Origin of the sequence: Nodularia sp. LEGE 04288 (assembly GCF_963896525.1) — a bacterium.
GTDB lineage: Bacteria > Cyanobacteriota > Cyanobacteriia > Cyanobacteriales > Nostocaceae > Nodularia.
The window spans coordinates 42,911-69,593 of sequence record NZ_CAWQOY010000100.1; the positions used below are offsets into that span (position 1 = coordinate 42,911).

Below are 26,683 nucleotides of genomic sequence, written 5' to 3' on the forward strand. Positions count from 1 at the left end.
CGTCCTTGTTTCCCGCCCCTACCTACATTTATGTCTGGGGTCTTCTCCCCTGTCCCCTTGCTCCCTTTCCTCTTTTTTGACACACTCCTAAATCTCTTGTAGAGCAGCGATTATCGAGTCTCTACGAAGTCACGCATTTCATTAATCGTTTGGAGATGATAGTCACCAGTTTCTTGAACTTGAGCCAAAGACTCAGCAATTCCTTGCAGCTTATGGCGTAATCCGTCGAGAGCGTCCTGAATTGGTTGTAATGCCTCCTGATAAAGATTCACACGCGCCCAACATTCAGAGGTTGCTGTTCGCAGGGATAGCAAACTTGTTTCGATCTCCTGGCATTCCAGCTGCTTTTCTCCTTGCTCTTGGGTTTGATTCTCAATCATTCCTTGAGATATTTCAATAGCCGCAAGCATTTGCGAAATCTCATGTTCTAACTTTTGTAGTTCTTGCGACTGTTCTTGTTGCTGGGATTTGATCTGTAACAAAATCGGACTCAAGTCAATGTGGTTATTTTCTTCTGTATTGGTAACCGGATGTCCTTGTCGTCGCAAAAGTATATTCTCATGCTGCTTAATCAACTTTTGCCGTTGTACCAAATTACGGCGTTGCCCTACCAGACTTTCGTTTAACATCTGGTAGAGGTCTTGTTCATCCGCAAGTTCCATTTCCAAATTGATTTGCTCTGGCTTGGCGGCTTCCTTGATTTGATTTTGCAGTTTTTCTATAGTTTCTTGTTTATATGTCAGTTCTTGCTCCTGATCGTGGACAAAGCTAGAATCCATTTCCAACTTATGCCTCAAGTCTTGTATTACCTGTTGTAGTTCTTCTAAAGAAATTTTTTCCAAAGCTTCTACATCAACTTGTTGGCTCAGTCCTGAATCACCATAAGTTGCCGCCAAAGAGCGAATTTGCTGATGTAGCAGATCCTGATTTTGCAACTGTTCCTTGATGACTTGAAGATAATCTTGCTTACTAGACAGAGTTGCAGTGTTCACTTTTAATTGAGCTTTTTCTTGTTCCAGAAAATCGCGTGCCTGTTGCCATGCGTTTTGGCGATCGCTCAAAGTTTGTGCTAAACGCTCAATTTCTTCTTGCTGCTCAGTCGCTACAGTTCTTTGCTGCTCTAGTTTTTCCCAATGTGGGTTTAAAGTAGCTTGCTGGCTTTCGACTAATTCCAAAGCTAAATTCAGGTGTTCACTGACAGTTTCCGTGGGTGCAACTCTATTAGACAAGCGCTCCAGTAACTCGTTCATCACCCGACTTTGTTCCTCATCTAGAACCTTCCCCGGTAGAGTATCTGCTTGAGATTCCTCTAGGCGGCGGCGCTCACCCCGCAAATGTTCCCAAGCTCCCTCTAATTCCTGACGCTTACGTTCAAGTTCTGTCTGTAACTGTGAAACCAGCTCGCGGGTGGTCTCTACTTCCTGCTTCTCTGACTCCAGACGTTGAAACTCTTCCTCCATTTGTTGCAACTGTTCTAAACGAGCCTCCATATCCATTTCCCGGCGATTCATCTCTTGCGCCTGAAATGTTAGTGACTCTTTCCACTGATCAATTTCATCTTCCTTGAGCTTAAATTTTTCCAACTGACGGGAAAAATTTTGCAAAATGTTAACCAATGGTCTTCCAGCTTCTTGAATCCTCTGCACTTGACGATTCGGATTCAATTCCACCAGTACCAATGCGCCATCATTTAATCTACTAGCGTCCTCAGCACTAATTGCTTCTTCCGACACAGTACTCCAATTCTGGTCGGTTCGCTGACACGCTAGCAGTTTCAGTTCGGTTTTAGCTCCACCACCGAGTAAGCCGCCTTTCTGCTTTTGTACTTCTGCTAAATACAGCACACCGTTTGTCCTCTTGTGTACTTGATGTCCTTCTTGGGGGATATACCTGAGATAATACTGCTAATTCGTCTTAATTTTACCTAACTTTCCGAAATAAACACAGACAAAACTATTTATAGACGTAAGATAAACGTCTTGATATTTATAAAAACAATTTAGTTATGCCTTTATATTTTGTCCTGATGGCAGTGATCATGACTTCCGTGTTATTACTAGGTTTACCAAAATATATTACAAAAGTTTACAATTTGTAGCTAAATGTAGCCTCTGATTGAGACTAGTTGTAAAGGAAATAATATTGTGAGTAATAGTACCTGATTCATCTGCTAAAAACGTAGAACCTGGAATGAGCAAAATTAACAGAGAACGTCAATGGAATCTTCAGGAGAGCCTTCAAGCTAAATGCAGGGAAATTTAAATGAAATTGATATTCGCAGTATCCTGCAATTGATTGAAGTAGGACAGCGAACTGGGCAACTTTTGGTGGAAGCCTGCTTTCACAATAGCGACAAACTCACAAATCACGAGACAGCCAGACATCACCATTCCTGGAAGCGTGAACAAAAGTTTTGGTTCGTCTTCTTCCTCAACGGTCAAATTATCTACTGTCAACAAGGTGATACTGATTTGTCGCGGATTGATGATTACTTACATCATTACCGCATCGAGACAAGACTCAATGAACAGCAACTTGCTTCACTAGGTACAGAGAATGCACCAGAGTATGGCTATCTCTGGGCATTGATAGAACGAAACATCATTGTCCCCAAGGTAGGGCATAGTATTATCCACAGTTTGGTGTATGAGACACTTTTTGATCTGCTGAGTTTACACCAGGGGAGTTTCATTTTTCGCCACGGTGCGACCCTTAGCCCGCAATTAACCAGCTTAGAAATTGCCCCTTTAATATACAGAATTACACAGCAAATCCAGACATGGAAACAGCTTTATCCACATATTCAGTCTTCTGAACAATTACCAATCCTAGCTGATCTGGTGCAACTAGAATCTTCACTGCCAGCAGCAACAATCAACAAGCTCAAGCATTGGGCCGATGGTAAAAGAACCCTGCGTCAACTGGCTCGCCATCTCAACCGAGATATTTTGACAGTGGCCAAGGCCATCTATCCATACGTGCAGCAGGGTTGGCTGCAACTAGTATACTCAACTCCTCATAATTCCCCGACACACAGAGAAGAGTCAGGATTCGATGACAATTACCAGGTACGAGTAGTATGTATTGACGATAGCAAAACTATCTGTGAAGCTGTAGAGTCAATCTTAAAGCCACAGGGATATCAAGCGATCGCCTTGAACAAGCCCTTAGAGTCCATCAGTGTAATTTTTCAAGTCCAACCAGATTTAATTTTATGTGACATTGCTATGCCGGAATTGGATGGTTACGAAATTTGTGCCATGCTGCGGCACTCTACCGCATTTCAAAATATCCCGATCATCATGCTAACTGGTAAAGATCGATTTATAGATCGAGTCAGGGCGACGATGGTCGGAGCCACGGATTATTTAACCAAGCCCTTTGGGGATACTGAGCTACTCATGCTCGTGGAAAAATACATCAACCTTCCCTCTTATCTGGGAACACACACAAAGTTTAATACTAAATGACACCATAAAATTAAGGAGAAAAGATATTATTGCAGAATCATCTGACTCAAGTACCAGGTTATTATCTAGTACATTAGTGAACAATAAAATTAATTTATACACTAAAAATTTTCAGGAGATCAGGGAATGTTGCAACCAGGAACGTTGATATCAGGAGATAGGCATTTATGAGTATAGTTCTGATTGTGGAAGACAGCATCGCACAACTGGAGATGATTACAGACCTTCTGGAAGCAAGTGGTTTGATAGTCACCCATGCCCATGACGGAGTAGAAGCATTGGAGGTAATTCAAACTTCCCCTCCTGATTTAGTCGTATTGGATATTGTGATGCCCCGGATGAACGGCTATGAACTTTGTCGTCGGCTCAAATCCAACCCGACCACCCAAAACGTCCCCGTGGTCATGTGTTCTTCTAAAAATAAAGAATTTGACCGCTACTGGGGTACAAAGCAAGGTGCGGATGCTTACATAGCCAAACCCTTTCAACCAACCGAATTGGTGGGAACAGTCAAAAAACTGCTGCGAGAATCAAAACGATATGGTGAGCAAACCGGAGTATTTAAGTGGTAGTGGTCAAGATCACTTTCGGACAGCATTACAAACAGAAAGTCCTGAAGATCAATTACATCTGCGGTTTTATATTCCCTGACATCACGAGTTTGCACTACCCACCAATGGTATCCGCGAGGTCATAGCATTAAGTTTTCATAGAATCACTCCCATCCCTAATGCTTCTCCTCTAGTTTTGGGTACTCTAAATTTACGAGGTCGAGTCATTTAGGTGGCTGATGTGGGTAAATTCCTGGGTGAAGCAACCGCATTAAACACCGATAGAGCCAAAATTGCGGTGATTACTATTGAATCACAAGACACCATCCTAGATTTAGCAGTAGAAGCCATTGCTGGTATTGCGTGGTAAAAAATAGATTAACGTCCCGCCTGATCTGGGAACACTAACAATATGCAATACTTACTGATGCCAGAAAATCTTCGGTTAAAAATGTGATCACCGAATCATTTAACTCAAATACCAGGTTATTATCTAGTACATTAGTGAAACAATAAAATTAATTTATACACTAAATATTTTCGGGGGATCAGGGAATGTTCCAACCAGGAACGTTGACATCAGGAGATAGGCATTTATGAGTACAGTGCTGATTGTGGAAGACAGTATCGCACAACGGGAGATGATTACAGACCTCCTGAAAGCAAGTGGTTTAATAGTCACCCATGCCCTTGACGGAGTAGAAGCATTAGAGGCAATTCAGATGGCCCCTCCTGATTTAGTCGTATTGGATATTGTGTTGCCCCGGATGAACGGCTATGAAGTGTGTCGTCGCCTCAAATCCAACCCGAAAACCCAAAACGTCCCCGTGGTCATGTGTTCTTCTAAAGGTGAAGAATTTGACCGCTACTGGGGTATCAAGCAAGGTGCGGATGCTTACATAGCCAAACCGTTTCAACCAACCGAATTGGTGGGAACAGTCAAACAATTGCTGGGAGGATTAAAACGACATGGTGAGCAAACCTGACTTTTTAAGTGGTAGTGGTCAAGATCAGTTTCGGCCAGAATTACAAGTAGAAAGTCCTGAAGGTGAATTACATTTACGGTTTTATATTGCCTCGGATCTGGAGTTTGCACTACCTGCCACTGGTATCCAAGAGGTTATGGAACTAAGTCCTGATCGAATTACCCCAATTCCTAATGCTTCTCCTTTACTTTTGGGTACTCTAAATTTACGAGGTCGAGTGATTTGGGTGGCTGATTTGGGTCAATTCCTGGGTGAAGCAACCCCATTGAATACAGATAGAGCCGAAATTCCGGTGATTGCTATTGAAGAACAAGACACTATCGTAGGCTTAGCAGTAGAAAAAATTGGTGGTATGGACTGGCTGGATATCCAGGATTTAATGCCACCAAGTAATTTACCGGATTCGATGACTCCGTTTTTGCGTGGAGAGTGGTTAAGAAATGCTGATCATAAACAGTGCTTAAGACTGCTTGATCAAATGGCAATTTTGCGGAGTGCGAGGTGGGCAGGATGAAATTGGGAGAGAGCAAATGGCAGCTAGTTTAAACGATTATTTAGATTCATATAAGCAGGCTTGTACAGCCTATGCACAACAAAAGTATGAAGTTGCCGCCACTTTAGTAGACGAAGTGGTGCAAAACGTACCAGATGACCCTAACTGCCATTTATTACGTGGTCATATCTACTACGTATTGCAGCAGTACGATGTGGCAAAAACAGAGTACCAAAAAGTTTTGCAGTTGTCTGATGATCGAGAAATTATTGGTTTTGCCAATAATGGTTTAGAAAACATCAATCAAGAGCAAGCAGCACTAAATTCAGACATTGGTCTTGGAGAAAATCATCAGCAAGAGCCAGAAAATTTCTGTGAAATTTCTGATGACTTGGTATCTGATCCCCCAGAATTTGATGATTTTGAGGTGTTTGCCAACATAGATAGCCACAGCTTTGAATTGAATTCCTTGGAAGAGCTTCCACCATCAGTAGATGTAGAAGACTTATCCTCGCTCAATCCATTTGAGATCCCTGTAGAGACTATTTCATTTAATCAAACGCCAGATTTAACTTCACCTTTTAGTGAAGAGCCTTTTGCTTTTAATGAAAATCAAAACGGCAAAGAATCTCATGCCAATACGGGAGACGAGGAAGTAGCGTTAGATTTACCCGTTTTCTGGGAAGAAGAGAATGTCGCAGAAAGTGTAGATCAGCCCGAAACTAGCAGTAACTTATCAGAGGTTGCTATGGATGATTCTCTGGAATTTTCCCTAGTTTATGATGAAAATGTAGATGATAGAGCTTTTTCAGAAGTTGACTTTTCCACAAGCAATAGTTTAGGAAATACTCCTAATCTTTTGACTGAAGAGGCGGAAAAAGAGCCAAATCTGGAGAATTTTGACCTGCCGATAAATATCCAGGAAACAGAGAACTTACTGATGGATCAGGAGAATCTCCAAGATGGTTCAACAGAACTGAATGATTTGAGTAATAATTCTCTAGATGATTTTCCGCAGTTGGGAGATAGCAATTACTTGGATCAAATAGAGGTTGAAGAAGAATTATCGACATCATCCTCAAGCTTGAATGGGAGATATTCACCAACAGATCCGGAGATTACAACTGATTCAGAGGCAGAGCTAACTAATTTTGATAGTGATGATGGTTTTGATGATTTTGAGGCATTTAAATCTGCCTTTGGGGCTGAGGAAGATACAAGTAGTTTACTAAGGGGTGAAAATTCTCAGAGCAATATAGAGTTTTTAGATGACTTTGATGAATTTGATGATTTAGGGAATATTCCTGGATTTGACTTAGCAGAAGCCGATTCTAGCTTTGATGATGTGACCATGCTTTCGGGTTCATTAAATACTAGTGCTAACCGACAAAGTAAAGACAAGGGATCTCAAGCCAAAAATGAAGCTAGTGAAATCCGTTCGCGTCACGATCGCACTGAAAAGAATCGCGACGATGAACTGTTTTCCATCACAGGCTCACAGAATGGCGCACAAGAAGTAGATCCAATGTTTACCGAAACAGATGGCTCGAAGCTAGCACCAAACGTCAACGTGGAGCAAGGCTGGCTAGCACCTTTAGAGAATGCCTCTCTAGATGTGAAGCCCTGGTTCGTCGCTGGTACAGTGGGCGTTTTCTCAGCCTTAGTTGTAGCTACAGTTAGCTTCACAACTACCAACTTTTCTCCACCTGCACAACGGGAATCAGTCAGGAATACAGGCTGGGCGATGTCATTAGCTGCGGGTATTGCTGGTTTCGGTACAGCAGCCTTTATGGGTAATCTGACACTCAAGCAAATTCGCCGCACCACCAAGGATCTGCAAGCTCAGTTTGATGCAGTCCGCCAAGGTAATTTGAATGTGCAAGCCACGGTGTATTCCGAAGATGAATTAGGGCGTTTGGCTACTGCTTTTAATGACATGGCTCGTGTAATTTTTACAACTACACATGATGCCCAACGCAAAGCTCTGGAACAAGAAGAAGCCAAGGAAAACTTGCAACGCCAAGTCATTCGCCTGTTGGACGACGTGGAAGGTGCAGCTAGAGGTGATTTGACAGTCCAAGCTGAAGTCACAGCCGACGTACTAGGAGCCGTGGCGGATGCTTTTAACCTGACAATTCAAAACCTCCGGGATATTGTCCAACAAGTAAAAGTGGCAGCAAAGGAAGTAACAAAAGGTGCAACCAACTCCGAAACATTTGCTAGAGCCTTATCTAGTGATGCTTTGCGTCAAGCCGAAGAGTTAGGTGTCACTTTAAATTCGGTACAGGTGATGACTGACTCCATTCAAAGGGTAGCGGAAGCGGCGCGAGAAGCAGAAATTGTGGCTGGTGATGCCAGTGCGATCGCTCTCAAAGGTGGAGAAGCAGTGGAAAATACTGTGGCGGGGATTTTAGAAATTCGTGAAACTGTAGCGGAAACTACCCGCAAGGTAAAACGATTAGCCGAATCTTCCCAAGAAATTTCTAAAATTGTGGCGATAATTTCTCAGATTGCCTCCCGGACTAACTTGCTAGCACTCAATGCCAGTATTGAGGCAGCCAGAGCTGGTGAAGCTGGACGTGGGTTTGCCATTGTGGCAGATGAAGTGCGTCAGCTAGCAGACAAATCTGCCAAATCCTTAAAGGAAATTGAACAGATTGTTATGCAAATCCAGAGCGAAACAGGCTTGGTAATGACCGCCATGTCTGAAGGCACAGAACAGGTAATTAAAGGCACAGAATTGGCACAAGAAGCCAAGCGATCGCTAGAAAATATTATTCAAGTAGCCAATCGCATTGACACTCTGGTGCGCTCAATTACCAGCGACACAGCAGAACAAACCGAAACTTCTCGTGCCGTCGCGCACGTGATGCAATCGGTGGAACTCACAGCCCAAGAAACCTCCCAGGAAGCCCAGCGCGTTTCTGGGTCTCTACAAATTTTAGTAGGTGTTTCTGGCGACTTGATTGCCTCCGTAGAGCGTTTCCGCGTGGAAACCATGGATTCCAAGTAAATCAAAGTTAGGAGTCTGGAGTTAGGAGTAAATCAAAAAAATTACCAATTACAACTCATAACTCACAACTCATAACTCACAACTCATAACTCACAACTCATAACTTTTGCTATGCTGCCGGAACAACAACAACAGCGGATTTTAGGTTTCTTCATCAAAGAAGCAGGAGAGTATCTCGATACGATTGAGCAGGGGTTAATGAATCTCCAAAGTACCTTGAACGACCCGGAAATGGTAAACGAAGTTTTCCGGGCGGCTCACTCGATCAAGGGAAGCGCGGCTATGCTGGGGCTGAATAGCATTCAGCACACGTCCCACCGTCTGGAAGATTGTTTTAAAGTTCTTAAAGAACATCCGGTTCAGGTTGACCAAAAGTTAGAATCTTTATTTCTCGGTGTCACTGATACCCTCAAGGTGCTGTTAGAACATTTGAGTGGGCCATTTGGTCTCTCGGAAGATACTGCTAATACTTTGATGTTAGAAACTGAGCCGGTCTTTCAATGGCTGTATGAGCATCTAGAACTGCTTGTACAACAAAGCAGTGGGGTAGTTCAGAACAATCTCACAACAGAAGTAGAACCAAATCGGCAGGACAGTGTTAACACACTTACGGATCTGTTCCTGCGACGAGATATTCCCAATTTGGAAGAAGACACCGAAAGTACATCGACAGAATCAACCGGATCTGTAGTATTTTCAGAAGCACATTCGCTCTTACCCGCCCAAGCCAGTGACTATGGGGATGAATTTCAAGCCCAGGTGTTACAAGCACTGCGGGAAATGTTGCAACTGTTTAAAAACAAAACAACACCCGAATCTCGGAACAATCTTCAGCAATGCTGTCAGCAGTTAGTCAGACTTGGGCAGAGGTGGCATTTGCCTCATTGGTGTAGATTATGTCAAGCAGCTGCAAGTGCGATCGCTAATCCTGAAAATACCTATCTCACCCTAGCTAAAATTGTCATTACCGAAATCAAAAAAGCCCAAGAATTAGTTCTCCAAGACAGAGAAACCGAGATTGTAACTTGTCAGCAATTAACCGCGCTATTGAACTTGTCAGAACTTGAGTTGTTACGGTCTCAAGATTTGTTTGCTGACCAGCCAAAACGGAGAGTAGATGAGGAATTGTTTTCGACTACAGATAACTTTAGTGAGCCTACTACTTTACAGCCAACAGACAAGATAAATAGCCTCACTGAACTATCCGAGCAACTTCAACCGAGTCAAGATACTTCAGCCGCAACAGAAAACACTGTCCCTGAAACTTCTATGACTTCTAATTTCTTCTTGGATAATCAAGAAGATACAGACAATAGCAACATTAGTCAAAATGGCCCATTCGTAGGATTAGCTGAGTTAAATACTCTGGCTGATTTATTTGACGGTGAAACTTCCGAACTAGATCAAACCTGGCAACAAGAGGAATATTTGGACATTACCTCCACCAGTGAATTAGGAATAGATATCAGTGACAGCGATATTGAAGATGTTGATCACGATTTAGCTGATTTTCTATACTTTGATGAAGAGAAAAACGATGATGATCTGCAAATCAATCTAACTACATCAGAAGAATTAAACCTATTATTTGGGGAAAATTTCGCGGAAACAGAGCATCCATCCCTGCAAAATCAACCAAAATATGTGGCAATTAACAGCGAATCAGAGCAATCTGCTGGTGATCATCATAGTAATGATTTAATCGGTGATTTATTAGCACCAACACTCGATGAAAATGAATTAGTGCCTACAGGCCAAATAAGTCAACCAGAACAAATATCCATTAACCAACCCAGCAGTTTTGACGACTTATTCTTAGAAAAAAATGATGCAGATATAGAAGAGATTTCAGTGGATGAATATATAGAAGCCAAACCGACTATACTCCAGCCAGAATCTTTAAGTTTAGATGGTTTGTTTGATGATTTTGATAATATTCAAGATACTCCACAACTGTCTAGTGATGAGTCGGATATTACTGATTTATTTGACATATCAACCACAGCAGCAACAGAATTTATTCAGGAAGAAGACGATTTAAACGACTTTTGGCATCAGGAAACAACAACAGAAGAACAAGAGGAAGCTGTTCGGTTTGTTGAGCAAGATGTGGCAAAAGCTTTAGAGGAAAGTTTATTTGCGGCTGCTTCTGATGATATTTTTGGCAATAGGGAAGAGTCTGTACCCTCGCCCTCAACAAGTATTGATTTCCCGAACCAGAATTTAATATTACCATCAGATACTGGTGTTGAAGATGATTTATTTGCAGATTTAGCCGCATCCAATTCCATATTTTTTAGCGATGACGAAGATCAGGAGTTGACTCTACAGGAAATTAGCGGCTTCTCCCAAGAGCCAGAAGCATTAGATTTCATCCCAGAATTTACACAAGAGCCACCAAAAACAGCTGCTGTAGATTCTCCGCCAGGATTGGCTGATTTTGAAGTTGATTTGTTTGATAGTCTCGATGAGCATCCGCAAATCGTCTTTGAAGAAATAGCCACTGCCGATAATTCAACATATCTGCAAATGGATCATGCCGATAGTCTTGTTGATGATCAGGAATTATTAGCTTCAGAAACAAATTTAGATATAAGTTATCCCGAAAATGTAGACTTACAAGAGTTTCAACCTGAATTAGAATTTGTAGATATCAATGTTAATTCTAGTTTGCCGGATGATGTTGATATTAGGGAAGCAACTGATTTAGTTGATGATTTATTAGCCACAGAAACTGAGCAGCCAACAGTCAATCAAGGAGAATTATTAGTAAATAGTATTGAAGATAGTTCAGTAGCATTCTGGGATGACAGCGAAGACGACTTGAATCTGGAATCTGGTGAGGAAATATTTGAGGAGACAGCCGATTTATTAGATGATCTGTTGAACACAGATTCCATATCCCTAGACACACAATTAGCCCAGAGTGAAAATGCTAATTTTGTTTTGCCTGAAGAGGAAGAGACAACATTAAATTACCCAGAAGAAGCTACTCCAGAACATGATTCTAATACTTATATCCAAGATGAATTTGCTCATTTAGAAGCTTTATTAGAATTAGAAGAGGAAGCAGCATTAAGTTCCCATGCTAATTCGATGGCAGAAGAAGATTTTGCTGTTCTGGAAGCTTTGCTGAATACCAGCAACTTAGATGACCAAGAGGTAACTTTATCTGATGACCAGCCATCCTACGTACCACAATTTGAACTAACTACTAACCAAGCTACCAGTTACACAATTGCATCATCGGATCGGGATGATGATTTTAGCGAATTGGAGGACTTGCTTGCAGAAGCCGATCAAACTATATCCCATTCATCATCGGCAAAACCAAAACCGCACACGAGCCAAATCTCCCGTTCTTCAGAACGTCGGACTGCCAGATTTGAAGAAACAATGAAGTTGCCAGTTAAGCAACTGGACGAGATGAGCAATTTAGTAGGGGAGTTGGTGGTAAACCGCAATACCTTAGAACAGGATCATGAACGGCTACGGCAATCTTTAGATAACTTGCTCATTCAGGTGCAACATCTGTCGGATGTGGGAGCAAGGATGGAAGAATTGTATGAGCGATCGCTATTGGAAGCTTCTCTTCTGGCCAGTCGCAAAACGAAATCACCTGAAGAAACGAACTTGAACAGTGATAATTCCCATAAAAACATGGGCTTTAGTGAGTTACAAATCGATCAGTTCACTCCTTTCCATAGACTATCCCAAGAAACGATTGAATTTATTGTGCGGGTGCGTGAGTCAGCGAGTGACATTGACTTTGTGACTGAAAAAACCGAAAGAGTAGCGCGACAGTTCCGACAAGTGACAACCCAGCTACAAGAGGGACTCACACGAGCGCGAATGGTGCCTTTTTCCCAAACGATTGATCGCTTGCGCCGAGGAGTACGCGACAACGCCATCAAGTATGGGAAACAAGTAAATTTGGTGATTGAAGGGGGAGATACCTTAATTGACAAGATGATTTTAGATCATCTGATCAGCCCGTTGACTCATATGCTCAACAATGCGATCGCGCACGGGATTGAAACGCCAGATATCAGGCAAAATGCTGGTAAACCACCCGTAGGATACATTACGATTCGTGCCTTCTACCAAGGTAATCAAACAGTGATTTCTGTGGGTGATGACGGTGCTGGGATCGATCCAGAACGGATCAAGGCAAAAGCAGTTCAATTGGGCATGATGACAGCAGTTCAAGCAAAATCCGTTTCATCAATGGAAGTGTATGACCTGCTATTTCAACCTGGTTTTAGTATCAAAGACAAAGCAGATGAGATTGCCGGCCGTGGTATAGGAATGGATGCAGTGCGTTCGGAAATTAGCGAAATTCGCGGCATAGTCTACACAAATTCGACTATTGGTGAAGGAACTACCTTTACTATTCGTTTACCATTGACCTTGAGTATTTGCAAAGCTCTCTGCTGTGTCTCCGATAAAGCGCGGATTGCCTTTCCGATGGACGGGGTGGAAGATACCCTAGATATACCCGTAAGTAGTATTCAGCATCACGCCGATGGACAATCATATATTGCTTGGCGCGATACATTACTGCCTTTCCGACCGTTGAAAGAACTTTTAACTTTTAATCGTCTGCTGAGTCGCGGTAATGTTTATGGTGGTAACCGAGATGATGATATGGTCTCAGTCGTGGTAGTGCGATCGGGAAATACCATGATTGCTCTACAAATTGACCTGGTGCTGAGTGAGCAAGAAATTGTGATTAAGCAATTTGAAAGTCCAGCACCCAAACCCATTGGTGTAGCCGGTGCTACTATCTTAGGTGATGGTCGGATTATGCCCATCGCTGATGTACTAGAAATTATTGAAATCTTCCAAGGACGGATTTCTAAACACAATGGTAGTAAACTTTGGCAGCAACAAGGAGAGCCAATCCTGCCAGAAACTACGGTAGAAAAAATTGATCCCACAGTGCTGATTGTCGATGACTCAATCACAGTTAGGGAGTTACTCTCACTGACATTTATCAAAGCTGGTTATCGCGTTGAACAGGCGCGAGATGGACAGGAAGCTTGGGAGAAACTCCGTTCAGGTCTACCTTGCGATATCGTATTTTGTGACATCGATATGCCTCGCTGCGACGGACTGGAATTACTCTCCCGTATCCAAAAAGATGCTGATCTGAGTCAGGTTCCTATAGCCATGCTCACCTCACGGGGTGCAGACAAACACCGTCAAATGGCATTTCAACTCGGTGCTAGTGGCTACTTTACCAAACCCTATATCGAAGAAGTTTTACTCGAAGCCGCAGTGCGGATGCTGTCAGGCGAAAAACTGAGAAATTCTTAAGCTGTTAGACATGGGCTAAAAATTGCCGCTGACAGCTATTTTCCGGTAAATTAAACACAAAACAGCAATTAAAACCCTGTAGAGACTTTGTATGCAACGTCTCTACACTGTGGTCTAATTAATTAAAAACTGCTGTAATGAAAATTCCTCTCTTCCTTGCTAGCCTGTCTCAAAACCGCAGATAGAGTTAGTTTGGATAAATTTACAGGTTTTTGATCTTTAATTTTTCATTGCTTATGTCTTACCCAATCAGCAACAAGAGTGATCAAATTGACAATTATCACGGGACGTTAGTTGCAGATGCATACCGTTGGTTAGAAGACCCCGACTCCGGAGAAACTCAAAGCTGGATTTCGGCTGAAAATCAAGTTACTTTTGCTTACTTGAACGAAATTCCAGCTAGGGAAAAAATTAAACAACGCCTGACTAAACTTTGGGATTATGAAAAATATGGCATCCCATTTAAAGAAGGTAATAACTACTTTTATTTCAAAAATAATGGACTGCAAAACCAAAGCGTCCTCTACACTCTCAAAACACTCGACGCTGAACCGAGAATTTTACTCGACCCAAACAAACTCTCCACAGATGGGACTATTGCCCTTTCAGGATTAGCCATTAGTGAAAACGGTAAACTTTTAGCCTATGGTTTATCTAGCTCTGGTTCAGATTGGCAAGAATGGAAAGTCCGCGATGTCGAAACAGGCGCAGACCTACAAGACCATCTGAAATGGATTAAATTTTCTGGTGCATCGTGGACAAAGGATAATCAAGGTTTTTTCTACAGTCGTTATGATCAACCAAATGAAAAAACTAAATTAAAAGATATCAATTATTATCAAAAGCTTTATTATCATCAACTGGGTACTCCCCAATCTGAAGATGTTTTAATTTATCATCGTGATGACCAGAAAGAATGGGGTTTTAGTGGTAATGTCACTGAAGATGGCAGTTATCTAATTATTTCTATTTGGCTGGGAACTGATGCTAAAAATTTAGTTTTTTACAAAGATTTAACTAACCCTAATGCCGAAGTTGTCGAACTAATTAACCAGTTTGAAGCTGATTATAGTTTTATCGAACATGATGATCATGTCTTTTATTTTCGGACAGATTTCCATGCTCCACGAGGCAGATTAATTGCCATTGATACCAAAAATCCTGCTCAGGAAAATTGGCAAGAAATTATCCCTCAATCTGTGGCGACTCTGGAAAGTGCCAACATCCTCAATAATCAATTTGTTGTAGATTATCTCCAAGATGCACGTACCGAAATCAAAATTTTTGAACTGAATGGGGTATTAGTTCGCGAGGTGGAATTACCCGGACTTGGTTCAGCAGGTGGTTTTGGTGGCAAGCGTAATGATACTGAAACCTTTTATAGTTTTACCAGTTTCACTACACCAGGTACTATTTATCGTTACAACATGGTCACAGGGGAAAGTGAACTTTTCCGGCAGTCACAGGTAGATTTTCATCCTGATGATTATGAGACAAAACAAATCTTTTACAGCAGTAAAGATGGTACTCAAGTGCCAATGTTTATTACTCATAAAAAGGGGATGGAATTAGATGGAAATAATCCTACCTACCTCTATGCTTACGGTGGTTTTAATGCTTCAATGACTCCTAGTTTTTCTGTGAGTACGTTGGTATGGATGGAAATGGGGGGTGTCTATGCTATGCCGAATATCCGCGGTGGTGGGGAGTATGGCGAAGAATGGCATCAGGCAGGAATGAAGGATAAAAAGCAGAATGTCTTTGATGATTTCATTGCAGCTGCTGAGTGGTTAATTGCTAATAAATATACACAACCTGCAAAGTTAGCGATCGCAGGTGGTAGTAATGGCGGTTTACTCGTGGGTGCTTGTATGACTCAGCGTCCTGAATTATTTGGTGCAGCTCTGCCCGCTGTAGGTGTGATGGATATGTTGCGATTCCATAAATTTACCATTGGCTGGGCTTGGGTTCCCGAATATGGTTCACCGGATAATCCAGAGGAATTTACAACACTTTATAGTTATTCGCCACTACATAACCTCAAACCAGGGACAGCTTACCCAGCAACTTTAATTACCACAGCGGATCATGATGATCGTGTTGTTCCGGCTCATAGTTTCAAATTTGCCGCAACTTTGCAAGCTCATCAAGCTGGTGATGCACCAGTATTAATTAGAATTGAGACAAAGGCGGGACATGGGGCGGGTAAGCCTACAGCGAAGATTATTGAAGAAGCAGCAGATAAGTGGGCTTTTTTGGTGCGGACTTTAGAGGTAATTTCTTGACACTCCCCAAAACAGTTGAATCTAATTTAACTATGCAACATAGACAAATTTGGCAAAGACACAAATCGAAAATAAGTTTTAACGTTGTTTGAATTTTTTGGGCTGGGAAATAGGACGCATCGCTTCTCGACCCAGAATAAACATCCCCGTTACACCCAAGCTGACAAACCAAACATATTCATACCAATATTGGCGAATTTGCTCAATTCTATTGATTTCCGGGTGCAAAGTGTTCAAATAAAGCAGCAGCACAAGTATCATCAACGCCCCAAAACCCACAAAGCTTAAACCAATATAAATCCGTGCAGGACGCAGTTCAAAGTCGCTAATTTGCTCTAAATTAATTTCTGCCAGTTCCTGCAATGACTCATCAGCCACACTTGAAGCTACTTGCAACTTCTGGCTGAGTTTTGGCGGTAAGATAGGTGCCAGTGTCGCTACAGCAGGGCGGCGTAGCACAGCCTCAGTGTATCGCAGCAACTCTAGCGGCTGACGAGCCGGACTCGGTTGAGCAAATTCGATATTTTTCCTAGCAGTTGGAGCGGTGGCTTTACCTTCAAAATCCATACCTGAAAAGAAATAGGATATTCATAGCCTAGCGAATCATCTGATGTCCGGCAAATGCCAAAAAGTGATTTGAAAAATCCACCCCAATACTTCTGGGATAACGCAGACCTCCCCCTAGCGCCGATTAATTTGTAGGGAAGGGGGAGGGTTAACCAAGAAGTATTGGAATTCGCCCCAGGAATTATTCCAGAATTTCTCCAAAAATTGCAGGGTGGATGAGGGACAGCGTAACCCACCTATAGATCAAATGTATTCTGTATTACAGACTACCTTCCTAGTACACCCTAAAAATCAGAATTTGAGCGTAGGTTAAATTAAGACCCGCTCAAAAGCCTCAATCAGACGGTCAACTTCCTCAAGGGTGTTGTAATGTACCATACTGACTCGGATGATTCCACCTTGGGTAGCTAATCCCAAATATTCAATGAGGCGTTTAGCATAAAAATCGCCGTAGCGAATCCCAATATAATCAGGATCAACCTTGGGGGGAATAGTTGAGCTATGAATGCCGTCAACGGCAAAAGATATCGTAGGTACACGCGATTCACGATCCGCCGTTGATTTACCAATCACGCGAATTTTCGACTGACTGTTGAGGTATTGTAGCAAGCGATCGCACAAATTTTCTTCATGTACACTAATCAAATCAAATACCTGCGCCATTTGACTACGCATTTCAGGTGCAGTTTGATCACCATAGTGTATTTGTGCTAATTCACTCAGATAATCACATAAACCTAACATCCCATAAGTTAATTCAAAATTCAGATTTCCTAGCTGAAATTTATAAGGAATATCAGACTGCTCAATAAAATAATGGTTCAGTCCCGGCATTCTTAATAAATGTTCTTCTTTCCCATAAAGTAAAGCACAGTGAGAACCATAGACCTTATAACAACTCAGAACATAAAAATCTACATCTAAATCTTGAACATCAATTAATCTATGTGGCGCATAAGCTACGCCATCCACACAAACCATCGCCCCACGTTCATGCACAAATTCAGTAATTTCTTTCATCGGGTTGATAGTTCCCAAAATATTAGAAGCATGAGTCAAAGCCACTAATTTTGTCCGCTGACTCATTAATGTTTCTAAATCTTCCAAATGCAGTTCTAAAGTATCACGGCGAATTTGCCAAACTTTCAGCTTAATTCCTTGCTTTTCCAGAGCTACCCAAGCCCCAATATTAGCTTCATGGTCACAATTAGTCACAATAACCTCATCCCCAGGTGTAAAAGTTTGGCTCAAACACAGTGAAAGTATTTTCAACATCATGGTACTGGATGCTCCCATGACAACTTCCTTTGGTGATTTGGCATTAATCAACGTCGCCATTCCCTGATTAGCCAAAGCAACTCTTTCTCCAGCTAGTTGAGAAACTTCATAAGAAGCCCCCAGTTGGACATCAGTAGTCAAGAGAAATTCACTAATTCTATCTACTACTTTTTTCAGAGTTTGTGACCCACCAGCATTATCAAAAAAAGTCCAATTTCCGGACAACGCTGGAAAATAGGGGCGAACTTTGTCAATATTCAGGAACATAGTTTAATTAGTCTCTAATTGGCTTTCTAAATCGAAGATACACCACAAACGCAGGATGACGGCTGAAACCTATCCTTTATCCCTGACTTAGCCAACAGGTACGTCACCCAGTAGGCAATCTAGATCCTGTTGTGGTAAGACTATTTGTTGCTGAAGAACCGCACCAAATTTATGTCTTGATACTTTTGGATGGGTCTACCTAAAGACTGATACCAATTCGTGTTTAAATATGCGATTCTGGGCAAAGTGTATAGATACAGAATTCCTCTAACCTTGACTCCTAAAGGCAAATTGCCTTTGTCACTGCAACTTGGTATTAGAGAAAAGATGGCTCTCAAAACTTGAGATGTTTTGATTCTTCACAATTTTCCCTATTTTTTTTGATAAGTTAAATATAGAGCCAAAAAATTATTGTGTTAAATATCAATTCCTTGAGCAAAAGCAAAAAAATGAGCTATGGATACTGCTGTTAGATATGATATTGGGGTTATTAGGGCAGAAGCGCGTGAACTGGTGAAAAAGGGACTACTTGACCGTCAACAGCCAATTTACTCGCTATGTAGATATGTTCCTAATCGTGACTGGATATTATTTGAGATGGAACTAGAAAAGAATGAATTTTTACTCAGAGATAGGATTATTGATCTATTGAGTAGTGAAACCTGGGAAGAAGATTGATTCTATAAAAATTAATTTGCATTCAGCAAGTTAGACAACAAACTCTCAGAGAAAACCTCCGAATTAATTCGGGGTTGTGAAATGTGAATCGCTTTTTTCTGAGTTGAGAAAATTGAAATTTCTCAGATCCCGGTATGCCGAAAATATCGGGATTTTAGTTTTTCCAGAATATTTGAGGAATGCTACAATCATCGGCTGTAATTTCCTAACCAAAAGCTCTCTGACTTTTTGAAGAAGTCGGGGATTTAAACATCTCTGTGGAATTTCGCGTAGCAATACTAGACTGACACATCTTTTACTCCAATCCAGCCAGTTAGAGTTTTGCCTTTACTGGCATAAATGATCTTATTATTGTTTTTATGCTGAATTGTTTCGGCTAATTTATCAGCAAAAGCCTTTTCCAGAGAAAGAGGACGTTCCAGATAAAATACGGGCATATCTTGCCAACAATAGCGGCAAAACCAAGCCAAGCCTGAAACACGTATATGCGGCAACAGTAATCCTGAACAACAAGGGCAGTAATTCATAATTTTCTACAATCCTGATAATAAAAAGCTGTGTGTTTAAAATCGGGGCTGTTAATTAATCAGCCCATCGTCATTCAAAAAACTATTTATATCTCAAGTTTAATTAGGAATTATGAGAGACTTGTGAGAATACTTGTATTCAGCAACTTTTCGTAATATTTATACATAAAGTATTGTGTAATAAGCTCAATTTTGCTTACTAACACTTGACTTTTGCTGAATTGTCGATATAGTCCGAAAAACCCTCAATTCTTCCCCTGGGGAAGTTAGGAGGGGTCAAAATCATGTGTAGCAATGGCTACGCCACGCCAGCTATCATAGCAAATTTGTATAAGGGACTAACAAATCAAAAAATACCCCAAAATTTCTGGTGAAGCGGGCAATATGCCCGCTAATCACCGATGACTTACTTGTCAATCAAAAATTTGTAGTGGCGTGACACAGCTAAAATCTTTTTGTCATTAAAACCATTCATTGGCCTTAATGGTGCGTTTATCGGCGGTTTATTACCTTTAAACTCATGCACTATTTTCAGCTTGTCAGTCCACTACATCTGACGTTTTATGAGGTTGAGCTACTTAACGAAACCCAATACTCAAACTGCTTCTGTATTCTTCTCTCCAGTCCGAATACGCACAACTTGCTCTACAGGTGAGATAAAAATTTTGCCATCGCCGATTTCGCCTGTGCGAGCCGCAGCAATAATTTTATCCACTACCATATCAACTTGGCTGTCCTCAATCACGATTTCCACTTTCAGTTTTTGCAGAAACTCAACGGTGTACTCAGAACCGCGATAGCGTTCTGTTTGCCCTTTCTGCCGTCCAAACCCCCGGACTTCAGAAACTGTCATGCCAACAATACCAGCGTTGACTAAAGCAATTTTCACTTCATCAAGCTTAAATGGGCGAATAATGGCTTCTACTTTTTTCATCATCTTGACTCCTTAACTTCTAATAGGTTCGTTTATCTATCTAAGCAGATATAATGTCAGAGACTTTCACCATTAGTGCTATTCTCAAACAATCTGTAAAAATTACCACTTTTTTTAACTGTATGCGCCCTATGGAAATAGTTTTGACTCGGCGCGGAGGTTGTGTTTTTATTTGTTGTTTGTAATTTTTGTAACGCCAAAATAAATCAGAACGAATAAATTAGTTGAGAGAATTGGCTCGCCAGATGAAAACTCTCAGCCGTCGTGGAAGTGTCAACTAACGATTTTGATTTTCAAACAAGGGTTGAACAATCAAATATCCAGCCCCAAAAGCACTCAACATGATTAACAAAATAGTGATAGCTAACCACCAGCCACTGAATTGTTTGAGTTTTTTCTCCATCGGGGGATAATAGTTGACTTCTTGCTCTTCTATCAAAAATGTTTCTGGTATCGGCTGAGTTATTTCCACAGGTGCAAAAAACTCAGAGTTATGGCTTGTTTTATTCACTACAGGTGGAGGCTGACGAGAAGCCTGCTGAGGTGGACGGGTTGCTGTGGCTGGACTTTTCACTTCACCAACAGCATGGGTAGGTTGGGGATGACTTGGTTGAGGACTAGAAGCTACAAACTTTTGCAGGTGTAAACAAGACTGAACAACTTTGCTTATTTCTTGGCGGAGTAATTGATTTTCCTGTTCTAGTTGGTGATTTTGGCTAGTGAGTGCATCTAATTTTCCTTGTGTTGATTGTAATTCTGTGGCTAATTCTCTGTATACGTACAGTGGTACAGATGTCGGCTGGGTTTGAGAAGTTGGTGGTTTTTCTGGGTTGCGGTGAACAGAATTTGGGGTTTTTTGCATAGATTAGTTGGTATCAAAAATTTTATTTATGAGTTCGTACAGAGATACTACCAAAGTATAGTCCCCCTAAAACTAGCCCAAGAATAATAGAAAAAGGCCTAGAGAGCAAAGATTTTTTATTTACTTTTGAATCTGTCAGTAATCAGTGGAAAGTAGTCATAGTGTTTCATGAATCTGTTTGCTCAAAATCTGCCTTTTTTTGGCAAGGATAGGGGTTGGAGGTGAGGTTGTATCTTTGATTAAATCCGCATTCCTCAGAGTTAAATTTGTAACAACGGAAAAAAGTGTCCCACAGGCCCTTGTCCTTTACCAATATCTAGCGAGTAAGTGAGTGCATTAGTTACATATGCCTTTGCCTGTTGTACTGCTGGCCACAAGTCCATACCCATCGCTAAATTTGCGGCGATCGCAGCTGATAGTGTACAACCAGTACCGTGGGTATTTTTCGTCTCGACTTGCTTTGTAATCAAAGTTTCCAGTTTCTGCCCATCAAACCAGATATCAATCCCACGCAAACTGCCCTGCATCCCGCCACCCTTGACTAAAACGGCTTTTACCTTCAAATTTCGGTGTATGACTTGAGCCGCCGCCCGCATATCATCTAAAGTATTAATGGGCAAACCGCTCAAAATCTGCGCCTCGTAGCGATTTGGTGTCACAATAGCCGCTTTCGGTAACAAGGCATAACGCAGAGTCTTTACAGCATCATCATCAATCAGTTGCGCCCCTGTGCGTGATACCATCACTGGGTCAACGACTAAGTTATGAATTTGTAATGCTTCCACTTGCTGGGCTACAGCAGAAATAATTTCCTCGTTCAGCAACATACCAGTTTTTGCAGCTTGCACGCCAATATCTTCCACCACTGCTTGAATTTGGGCTATCACCGCCGAACTTGGCATAGCATCAACCCGCGCCACCCCTAAAGTATTTTGTGCCGTGACACAGGTAATAGCGCTAGTACCGTGGACACAGTGAAAAGCAAAGGTGCGTAAATCAGCTTGAATACCCGCACCGCCACCGCTATCTGAACCAGCAATGGTTAAAGCCACAGGTACTCTAGAGGTTATGTCAGCATTCATAGAAATTATGGGCGAGATGGTAGTTGCTTGGCTGTTGCTGCCAAAGGATTGGGTTTTGGATTTGGCGGTAGTTTTTGGGGTATTACTGTTAAATAAGGTTGCACCTTGGCTTCATCAACCCAGCCAGAGTAATATTTTAACCTAGTAGATTGGCTAGAAAGCTCAAGTAACTCTAAATCGCCACGCATAGCATTCCAATTCATGGGAGCATTGGGTGAAAATTCTCCAGAACCAATGCCTTGAGGGCCACCACCGACGAAATTCCCAGAAACTTCATCCCATCCTCGCACAAAGCCTTCTCCATTCCAATGCCAATCAAAACCAGGCCAATCAACAGAGGGTTTTCCTGGTGGCAAAGGGATAGGAAACTCATAAAGACTTGCACCTTCATCCAGATTTACTGTCAAGCCTTGAGGATATCTCACCTCATAACGTCCTTTACGAGTCTGAAAATCAACCAGACTCCACCACAAAATTTCTACAGTTTCTTCGCCATTTTTAGGAGATAAAGAAACAGCCGGAGTTTTATTAGTCGATGCACTGTAAAGCGGTAATTCCTCAGATGGCAGTTTAGCCATTGCAGCAAATCGCCAACAATTCCAACTATCAGAACTATCAGCAGTTTGCCACTGCACTTGACAAACACCGTTAGCGGTACTCACCCAAAGTTGCTCATTTTCTAAGAAAAGTTTGTCAGGAATTGCCCCCACCAAAGGACTATTGTGAACAGTGTAAGCAGTCAAAGAACCAGAATTAGGGTTTTGTAAATCAGGACGATAAGCAACTAGTCCTTTTGCAGGAAGGTAGGGATTTCCTTCGCCACTAATTTGAGTACCCATCCACAAAGTCGGACTCTTGATATCTCCTGTAATAGACAAATCAGTAATTTGTGTAAACCCAAGTTCCTCTGGTTGAATTAAAGTAAATTTATTAGTCTGCGGGTCATAACTAACAATAGTGGCAATGCCGTTATTCCCTTCACCTTGCTCGAAAGAAACCGTCCACCAAATACGTTCTCCATAAATTACAGCACTTGTAATGCGGGGGAAACCTAATTGACTTCCCGTTGCCGAATACCCCATCTTTACTGCTGCTGCTTCTAAATCCTGAAGAGTATATATTGTTTGTCTCTGAGAGTTTTGATTATCAGGGGTAACTAACTCAAATACAACTTTATCCTCTGCTGGTTCTGGTTCCTTTTCTCTAGTAATCAGATTATTTTCATCTAGGGAAAATTGTGGATCTCTTACAACTCGATATTGATAAGTCTTACCCTGAAATTCAATATTTTTTAAACTAGGATTTACTAACTCTTGAGCTAATTCTGTATAATTACTGGGTGGCTGCAAATCCTTTGCTAAAGTTCCTGGTTGCACTGTCCAGGTATTATTAGCCCGACAAAATACAAAATCCTGTCTTAAAGATTGAAACTTCAGAGTATCAGCATCTGCTAAAACATTGTAAAGATGGTAATCAAACCTGTCATAAATATTTTCATCCTGCTGGGTAACAGGTAAAGGCACAACTGTATCCTGGGGACAATTTTCTACTTGAGGTGTAACAATATTATTTGTCTGGTCAGAATTATTAGAGACGGAAACACAGGAATTGATTAATAAAAAAGTACCTAAAAATGGGATAAAAAGTTTCATGATTAAAATTATTGATTGGAGAGATTCAGATCCCCGACTTCTTCAAGAAGTCGGGGATCTTGCTATATTTCTGGCGTACTTGGTGGTATACGCTATGCAAACGTAAAAAAATATAAATTTCCCTAAAGCCTATGGATTTTGTTGCGTATTTAAACCTTGCAAAACTCCCTGCAAATACTTACCCCATTTTGCCGCTAGAGGAACTTCTGTAAATGGAATGCGTACCGACGGGGATTCAGGCAAGAGGAATTCCAATTCAATAGCTCGACCTTTTTGGGGAAAATTTTCTATTTCTACTAGTTTATCATCTACCAAAAGACGTATATCTTTAACATCTAGCAAAGAAAAAGTTTCTAAATTAATCAAACCTTTAGGTGTGGGTTTGCCCCAAGTTATATTGTTATCTTTTAGACCCAATACAGCATAAATATCATATTTAGCTTTGTCAAATTGCTCCGCCCAAACACGATATGCTTCCAGCTTCTGGTACTCCCTTGAACCTTGCCAAGCCAACCAGAAAAATGCAACTAGCAAGGGTAACCATAAAAGACCACGTTCCATTGTTTAAACAGTCCTAAATATTGAGTAAAAATTGTCCAAAGTACACCAACGAGGTACGAAGATAAGTTATGGTAGTGAGAAAACTGGCAAAAAGCGGTGAACAGTTAATATGAAAAGACTTATATTATTGTGCTTGTTTGTCGTCGGGCTGGGGGCTGCTGTTTTTGGGTTCCTGAATTTTCAGGGTTTAGCAGCTAAAGGCGAGTTTGAGACGATTGTGCTAGATTTTCGCCAAGATATTCCCGCCGAGGTAATACAGCAGAACTTACAAGCAATCGCTCAAGAATACAACGTCACACCCCGATTAGACAATCAATTTTCAGCGACGGATAATGTGTATATTATTGAAGGCGATCGCCAGCGACTGAAAAAACTCAAAAAATCGCCATTCGCCCAATTTACCCAATTAATCGAGCCAAATTACATTTATAGAAAGATTCCTCTACCAGCTGAAGCAACTTGGTTTGAAGATATTTTACCATCTCCAGATAATCAAGCAAATCCGGCATTAATTGGCCCTAACGACCAATTTTACAGCAAACAGTGGAACCTACACAACATCGGCATTGAAGGCGCGTGGACTCAAACCAAAGGCAGTGGCGTAACAGTAGCGGTAATTGACACCGGGATAACTCGCGTCCGTGACTTGGTAGACACGAAATTCGTCAAAGGCTATGATTTTGTGAGCGATCGCGAAGAAGCCACAGATGACAATGGACACGGTACTCACGTCGCCGGCACTATTGCCCAAGCTACTAATAATAAATATGGTGTAGCTGGCATTGCTTACGAAGCCAGTCTCATGCCCTTAAAAGTCCTCAGCGCCTACGGTGGTGGAACCGTTGCCGATATTGCCGAAGCGATTAAATTTGCTGCTGACAATGGTGCAGACGTAATTAATATGAGCTTAGGCGGCGGTGGTGAAAGCCAATTAATGAAACAAGCCATCGACTACGCCCACAAAAAAGGCGTAACAATTGTCGCCGCAGCCGGAAATGAAAATGCGAATGGCGCAAGTTATCCCGCACGTTACCCCTACGTTATAGGCGTTTCCGCATTTGGCCCAGACGGAGAAAAAGCCCCCTATTCCAACTTTGGCGCAGGCGTAGATATTTCTGCACCTGGTGGTAGTGAAGCAGGTACAATTCTCCAAGAAACAATCGACCCCGATAACAACGGCGAAGGAGTATTTCTCGGACTCCAGGGAACAAGCATGGCTTCCCCCCACGTTGCAGGTGTCGCAGCATTAATTAAAGCTTCTGGAGTCACAGAACCAGACGAAGTATTAAAAGTCCTCAAGCAATCAGCACGAGTTATCCAGGATGATAGCTTCAACTATTATGGCGCTGGACAACTTAATGCCGAAGCAGCAGTCAAACTAGCCACCACAGGACAAATCAGCTTCCAAGACTTCTTCCGGTGGTTACGAGATAACGGTTATCTCAACCCCCGCTTTTGGATTGATGGCGGTGCAGTAGCACTGATACCTAAACTAATGATGGTATTCGGTTCCTATCTGCTGGCTTGGTTTTTACGAGTTTACTTCCCCTTCGCCTGGAGTTGGTCTTTATCCAGTGGCTTAATTGCCGGTAGTTCTGGTTTATTCTTCCTCCGGGGATTATATATCTTTGACCTACCCCAGTGGCCATTCCGAGTTTTAGGCAGTTCCATTCCCGAACTAGGAAACACCCTGCAAGGAACGAACGCCTTAAATCCCATATTTGCCAGCGTGCTAATTCCCATAGTGTTAATAGCATTATTCTTGGGACATCCTAGCTGGAAATGGTTTGCCATCGGTTCCAGCCTGGGCTTCGCGGCATTTTTAACAGTTAGTGCCATTTACGACCCAGCAGTTTGGGGCTTAGGAAGTAGCTACCTAGCACGGAGTTTCCTCATCATCAACGCCGTACTCTGTTATGGAATAGCGCGTTTAGCATTAAAAACCGAAACTCAAACAGCATAAGAAGAAATGAAAAGAGGAAAGGGGGCAGGGGAGAAGAAGACCGGTTGTAAAGTAACCGGAAGTTTAAAACGCCTTATGTGAGATGGGGTAGCAAAAAAGAAGGGGAAACCACAAGATAAAGGTAACGACACCAAAGCTTGAGGTCTCCTAATGAATATGGTAGACGGTTCGACCCTATTGACGACAATTTTTGTG

18 protein-coding genes and 1 pseudogene are annotated in these 26,683 nt (G+C 41.8%); 10 read left to right on the forward strand and 9 right to left on the reverse strand.

Features of this window, described 5'->3' with window-relative positions; all coding sequences use genetic code 11:
- Window positions 1-110: 110 nt before the first annotated feature.
- Window positions 111-1,844 carry a pilus motility taxis protein HmpF gene (gene hmpF, locus AACX33_RS09905; RefSeq protein ID WP_194003397.1) on the reverse strand — a complete coding sequence of 578 codons (1,734 nt, stop codon included), beginning with the start codon at window positions 1,842-1,844 and terminating at the stop codon, window positions 111-113.
- Window positions 1,845-2,246: 402 nt separating this feature from the next.
- Here hmpF and AACX33_RS09910 point away from each other — a divergent pair, with 402 nt between their 5' ends.
- The 8 genes and pseudogenes from AACX33_RS09910 (at window position 2,247) to AACX33_RS09945 (ending at window position 16,117) form a co-directional block, all read left to right on the forward strand.
- Window positions 2,247-3,470 carry a response regulator gene (locus AACX33_RS09910; RefSeq protein ID WP_194003395.1) on the forward strand — a complete coding sequence of 408 codons (1,224 nt, stop codon included), beginning with the start codon at window positions 2,247-2,249 and terminating at the stop codon, window positions 3,468-3,470.
- A gap of 167 nt (window positions 3,471-3,637) precedes the next feature.
- Entirely contained in the window at window positions 3,638-4,042 is a 405-nt protein-coding gene (locus AACX33_RS09915; protein ID WP_194003393.1) for a response regulator transcription factor, read from the forward strand.
- Window positions 4,011-4,388 (forward strand): annotated as a pseudogene (locus AACX33_RS09920) (chemotaxis protein CheW); the annotation flags it as partial. The gene AACX33_RS09915 and the pseudogene AACX33_RS09920, both read left to right, overlap by 32 nt.
- 229 nt (window positions 4,389-4,617) lie before the next feature.
- Window positions 4,618-5,007 (forward strand): response regulator transcription factor, encoded by a 390-nt coding sequence (locus AACX33_RS09925; RefSeq protein ID WP_194003391.1) that lies wholly within the window; start codon window positions 4,618-4,620, stop codon window positions 5,005-5,007.
- On the forward strand, window positions 4,991-5,521 hold the full coding sequence (locus AACX33_RS09930; protein WP_194003389.1) for a chemotaxis protein CheW: 531 nt from the start codon (window positions 4,991-4,993) through the stop codon (window positions 5,519-5,521). The genes AACX33_RS09925 and AACX33_RS09930 overlap by 17 nt, the downstream gene beginning before the upstream one ends.
- Before the next feature lie 16 nt (window positions 5,522-5,537).
- The gene (locus AACX33_RS09935; protein WP_194003387.1) at window positions 5,538-8,513 is read left to right on the forward strand and encodes a methyl-accepting chemotaxis protein; all 2,976 of its coding nucleotides are present in this window, start codon (window positions 5,538-5,540) and stop codon (window positions 8,511-8,513) included.
- 111 nt (window positions 8,514-8,624) lie between these two features.
- The gene (locus AACX33_RS09940) at window positions 8,625-13,832 is read left to right on the forward strand and encodes a hybrid sensor histidine kinase/response regulator (protein WP_194003385.1); all 5,208 of its coding nucleotides are present in this window, start codon (window positions 8,625-8,627) and stop codon (window positions 13,830-13,832) included.
- Window positions 13,833-14,068: 236 nt separating this feature from the next.
- Complete coding sequence (locus tag AACX33_RS09945; protein WP_194003383.1) at window positions 14,069-16,117, forward strand: prolyl oligopeptidase family serine peptidase; 2,049 nt, start codon at window positions 14,069-14,071, stop codon at window positions 16,115-16,117.
- 78 nt (window positions 16,118-16,195) lie between these two features.
- Here the strand turns inward: AACX33_RS09945 and AACX33_RS09950 are convergent, their stop codons facing one another.
- The gene (locus AACX33_RS09950) at window positions 16,196-16,684 is read right to left on the reverse strand and encodes a hypothetical protein (RefSeq protein ID WP_194003381.1); all 489 of its coding nucleotides are present in this window, start codon (window positions 16,682-16,684) and stop codon (window positions 16,196-16,198) included.
- Window positions 16,685-16,993: 309 nt separating this feature from the next.
- Window positions 16,994-18,229, reverse strand: a complete 1,236-nt coding sequence (locus tag AACX33_RS09955) for a cysteine desulfurase-like protein (protein WP_194003379.1) — start codon at window positions 18,227-18,229, stop codon at window positions 16,994-16,996.
- A 456-nt stretch (window positions 18,230-18,685) separates the two neighbouring features.
- Between AACX33_RS09955 and AACX33_RS09960 the strand changes: the two genes are divergently transcribed.
- Window positions 18,686-18,907 carry a DUF4327 family protein gene (locus AACX33_RS09960; RefSeq protein ID WP_194003376.1) on the forward strand — a complete coding sequence of 74 codons (222 nt, stop codon included), beginning with the start codon at window positions 18,686-18,688 and terminating at the stop codon, window positions 18,905-18,907.
- Window positions 18,908-19,185: 278 nt separating this feature from the next.
- Here AACX33_RS09960 and AACX33_RS09965 read toward each other — a convergent pair whose 3' ends face one another.
- The 6 genes from AACX33_RS09965 to AACX33_RS09990 form a co-directional block, all read right to left on the reverse strand.
- Entirely contained in the window at window positions 19,186-19,434 is a 249-nt protein-coding gene (locus AACX33_RS09965; protein WP_194003374.1) for a hypothetical protein, read from the reverse strand.
- 595 nt (window positions 19,435-20,029) lie between these two features.
- Window positions 20,030-20,368 carry a P-II family nitrogen regulator gene (locus AACX33_RS09970; RefSeq protein ID WP_006197171.1) on the reverse strand — a complete coding sequence of 113 codons (339 nt, stop codon included), beginning with the start codon at window positions 20,366-20,368 and terminating at the stop codon, window positions 20,030-20,032.
- A 277-nt stretch (window positions 20,369-20,645) separates the two neighbouring features.
- On the reverse strand, window positions 20,646-21,230 hold the full coding sequence (locus AACX33_RS09975) for a hypothetical protein (RefSeq protein ID WP_194003372.1): 585 nt from the start codon (window positions 21,228-21,230) through the stop codon (window positions 20,646-20,648).
- Between the two features lie 260 nt (window positions 21,231-21,490).
- A complete protein-coding gene (gene thiD / locus AACX33_RS09980) occupies window positions 21,491-22,312 on the reverse strand; it encodes a bifunctional hydroxymethylpyrimidine kinase/phosphomethylpyrimidine kinase (RefSeq protein WP_194003370.1) in 822 nt (273 codons plus the stop codon).
- 5 nt (window positions 22,313-22,317) lie between these two features.
- Entirely contained in the window at window positions 22,318-23,964 is a 1,647-nt protein-coding gene (locus AACX33_RS09985; RefSeq protein ID WP_194003368.1) for a hypothetical protein, read from the reverse strand.
- Window positions 23,965-24,093: 129 nt separating this feature from the next.
- Window positions 24,094-24,525, reverse strand: a complete 432-nt coding sequence (locus tag AACX33_RS09990; RefSeq protein ID WP_194003366.1) for a hypothetical protein — start codon at window positions 24,523-24,525, stop codon at window positions 24,094-24,096.
- Between the two features lie 109 nt (window positions 24,526-24,634).
- Between AACX33_RS09990 and AACX33_RS09995 the strand changes: the two genes are divergently transcribed.
- On the forward strand, window positions 24,635-26,488 hold the full coding sequence (locus AACX33_RS09995) for a S8 family peptidase (RefSeq protein WP_194003364.1): 1,854 nt from the start codon (window positions 24,635-24,637) through the stop codon (window positions 26,486-26,488).
- The last annotated feature ends 195 nt before the right edge of the window (window positions 26,489-26,683 follow it).

Bases quoted from the DNA above. Each gene is read 5' to 3' on its own strand.
- AACX33_RS09910 (WP_194003395.1), top strand. From the start codon at position 2,247: ATGCAGGGAAATTTAAATGAAATTGATATTCGCAGTATCCTGCAATTG.
- AACX33_RS09975 (WP_194003372.1), bottom strand. From the start codon at position 21,230: ATGCAAAAAACCCCAAATTCTGTTCACCGCAACCCAGAAAAACCACCA.
- AACX33_RS09965 (WP_194003374.1), bottom strand. From the start codon at position 19,434: ATGAATTACTGCCCTTGTTGTTCAGGATTACTGTTGCCGCATATACGT.
- AACX33_RS09930 (WP_194003389.1), top strand. From the start codon at position 4,991: ATGGTGAGCAAACCTGACTTTTTAAGTGGTAGTGGTCAAGATCAGTTT.
- AACX33_RS09935 (WP_194003387.1), top strand. From the start codon at position 5,538: ATGGCAGCTAGTTTAAACGATTATTTAGATTCATATAAGCAGGCTTGT.
- AACX33_RS09950 (WP_194003381.1), bottom strand. From the start codon at position 16,684: ATGGATTTTGAAGGTAAAGCCACCGCTCCAACTGCTAGGAAAAATATC.
- AACX33_RS09990 (WP_194003366.1), bottom strand. From the start codon at position 24,525: ATGGAACGTGGTCTTTTATGGTTACCCTTGCTAGTTGCATTTTTCTGG.
- AACX33_RS09955 (WP_194003379.1), bottom strand. From the start codon at position 18,229: ATGTTCCTGAATATTGACAAAGTTCGCCCCTATTTTCCAGCGTTGTCC.
- AACX33_RS09940 (WP_194003385.1), top strand. From the start codon at position 8,625: ATGCTGCCGGAACAACAACAACAGCGGATTTTAGGTTTCTTCATCAAA.
- AACX33_RS09970 (WP_006197171.1), bottom strand. From the start codon at position 20,368: ATGAAAAAAGTAGAAGCCATTATTCGCCCATTTAAGCTTGATGAAGTG.
- AACX33_RS09945 (WP_194003383.1), top strand. From the start codon at position 14,069: ATGTCTTACCCAATCAGCAACAAGAGTGATCAAATTGACAATTATCAC.
- AACX33_RS09915 (WP_194003393.1), top strand. From the start codon at position 3,638: ATGAGTATAGTTCTGATTGTGGAAGACAGCATCGCACAACTGGAGATG.
- AACX33_RS09985 (WP_194003368.1), bottom strand. From the start codon at position 23,964: ATGAAACTTTTTATCCCATTTTTAGGTACTTTTTTATTAATCAATTCC.
- AACX33_RS09925 (WP_194003391.1), top strand. From the start codon at position 4,618: ATGAGTACAGTGCTGATTGTGGAAGACAGTATCGCACAACGGGAGATG.
- AACX33_RS09960 (WP_194003376.1), top strand. From the start codon at position 18,686: ATGGATACTGCTGTTAGATATGATATTGGGGTTATTAGGGCAGAAGCG.
- thiD (WP_194003370.1), bottom strand. From the start codon at position 22,312: ATGAATGCTGACATAACCTCTAGAGTACCTGTGGCTTTAACCATTGCT.
- AACX33_RS09995 (WP_194003364.1), top strand. From the start codon at position 24,635: ATGAAAAGACTTATATTATTGTGCTTGTTTGTCGTCGGGCTGGGGGCT.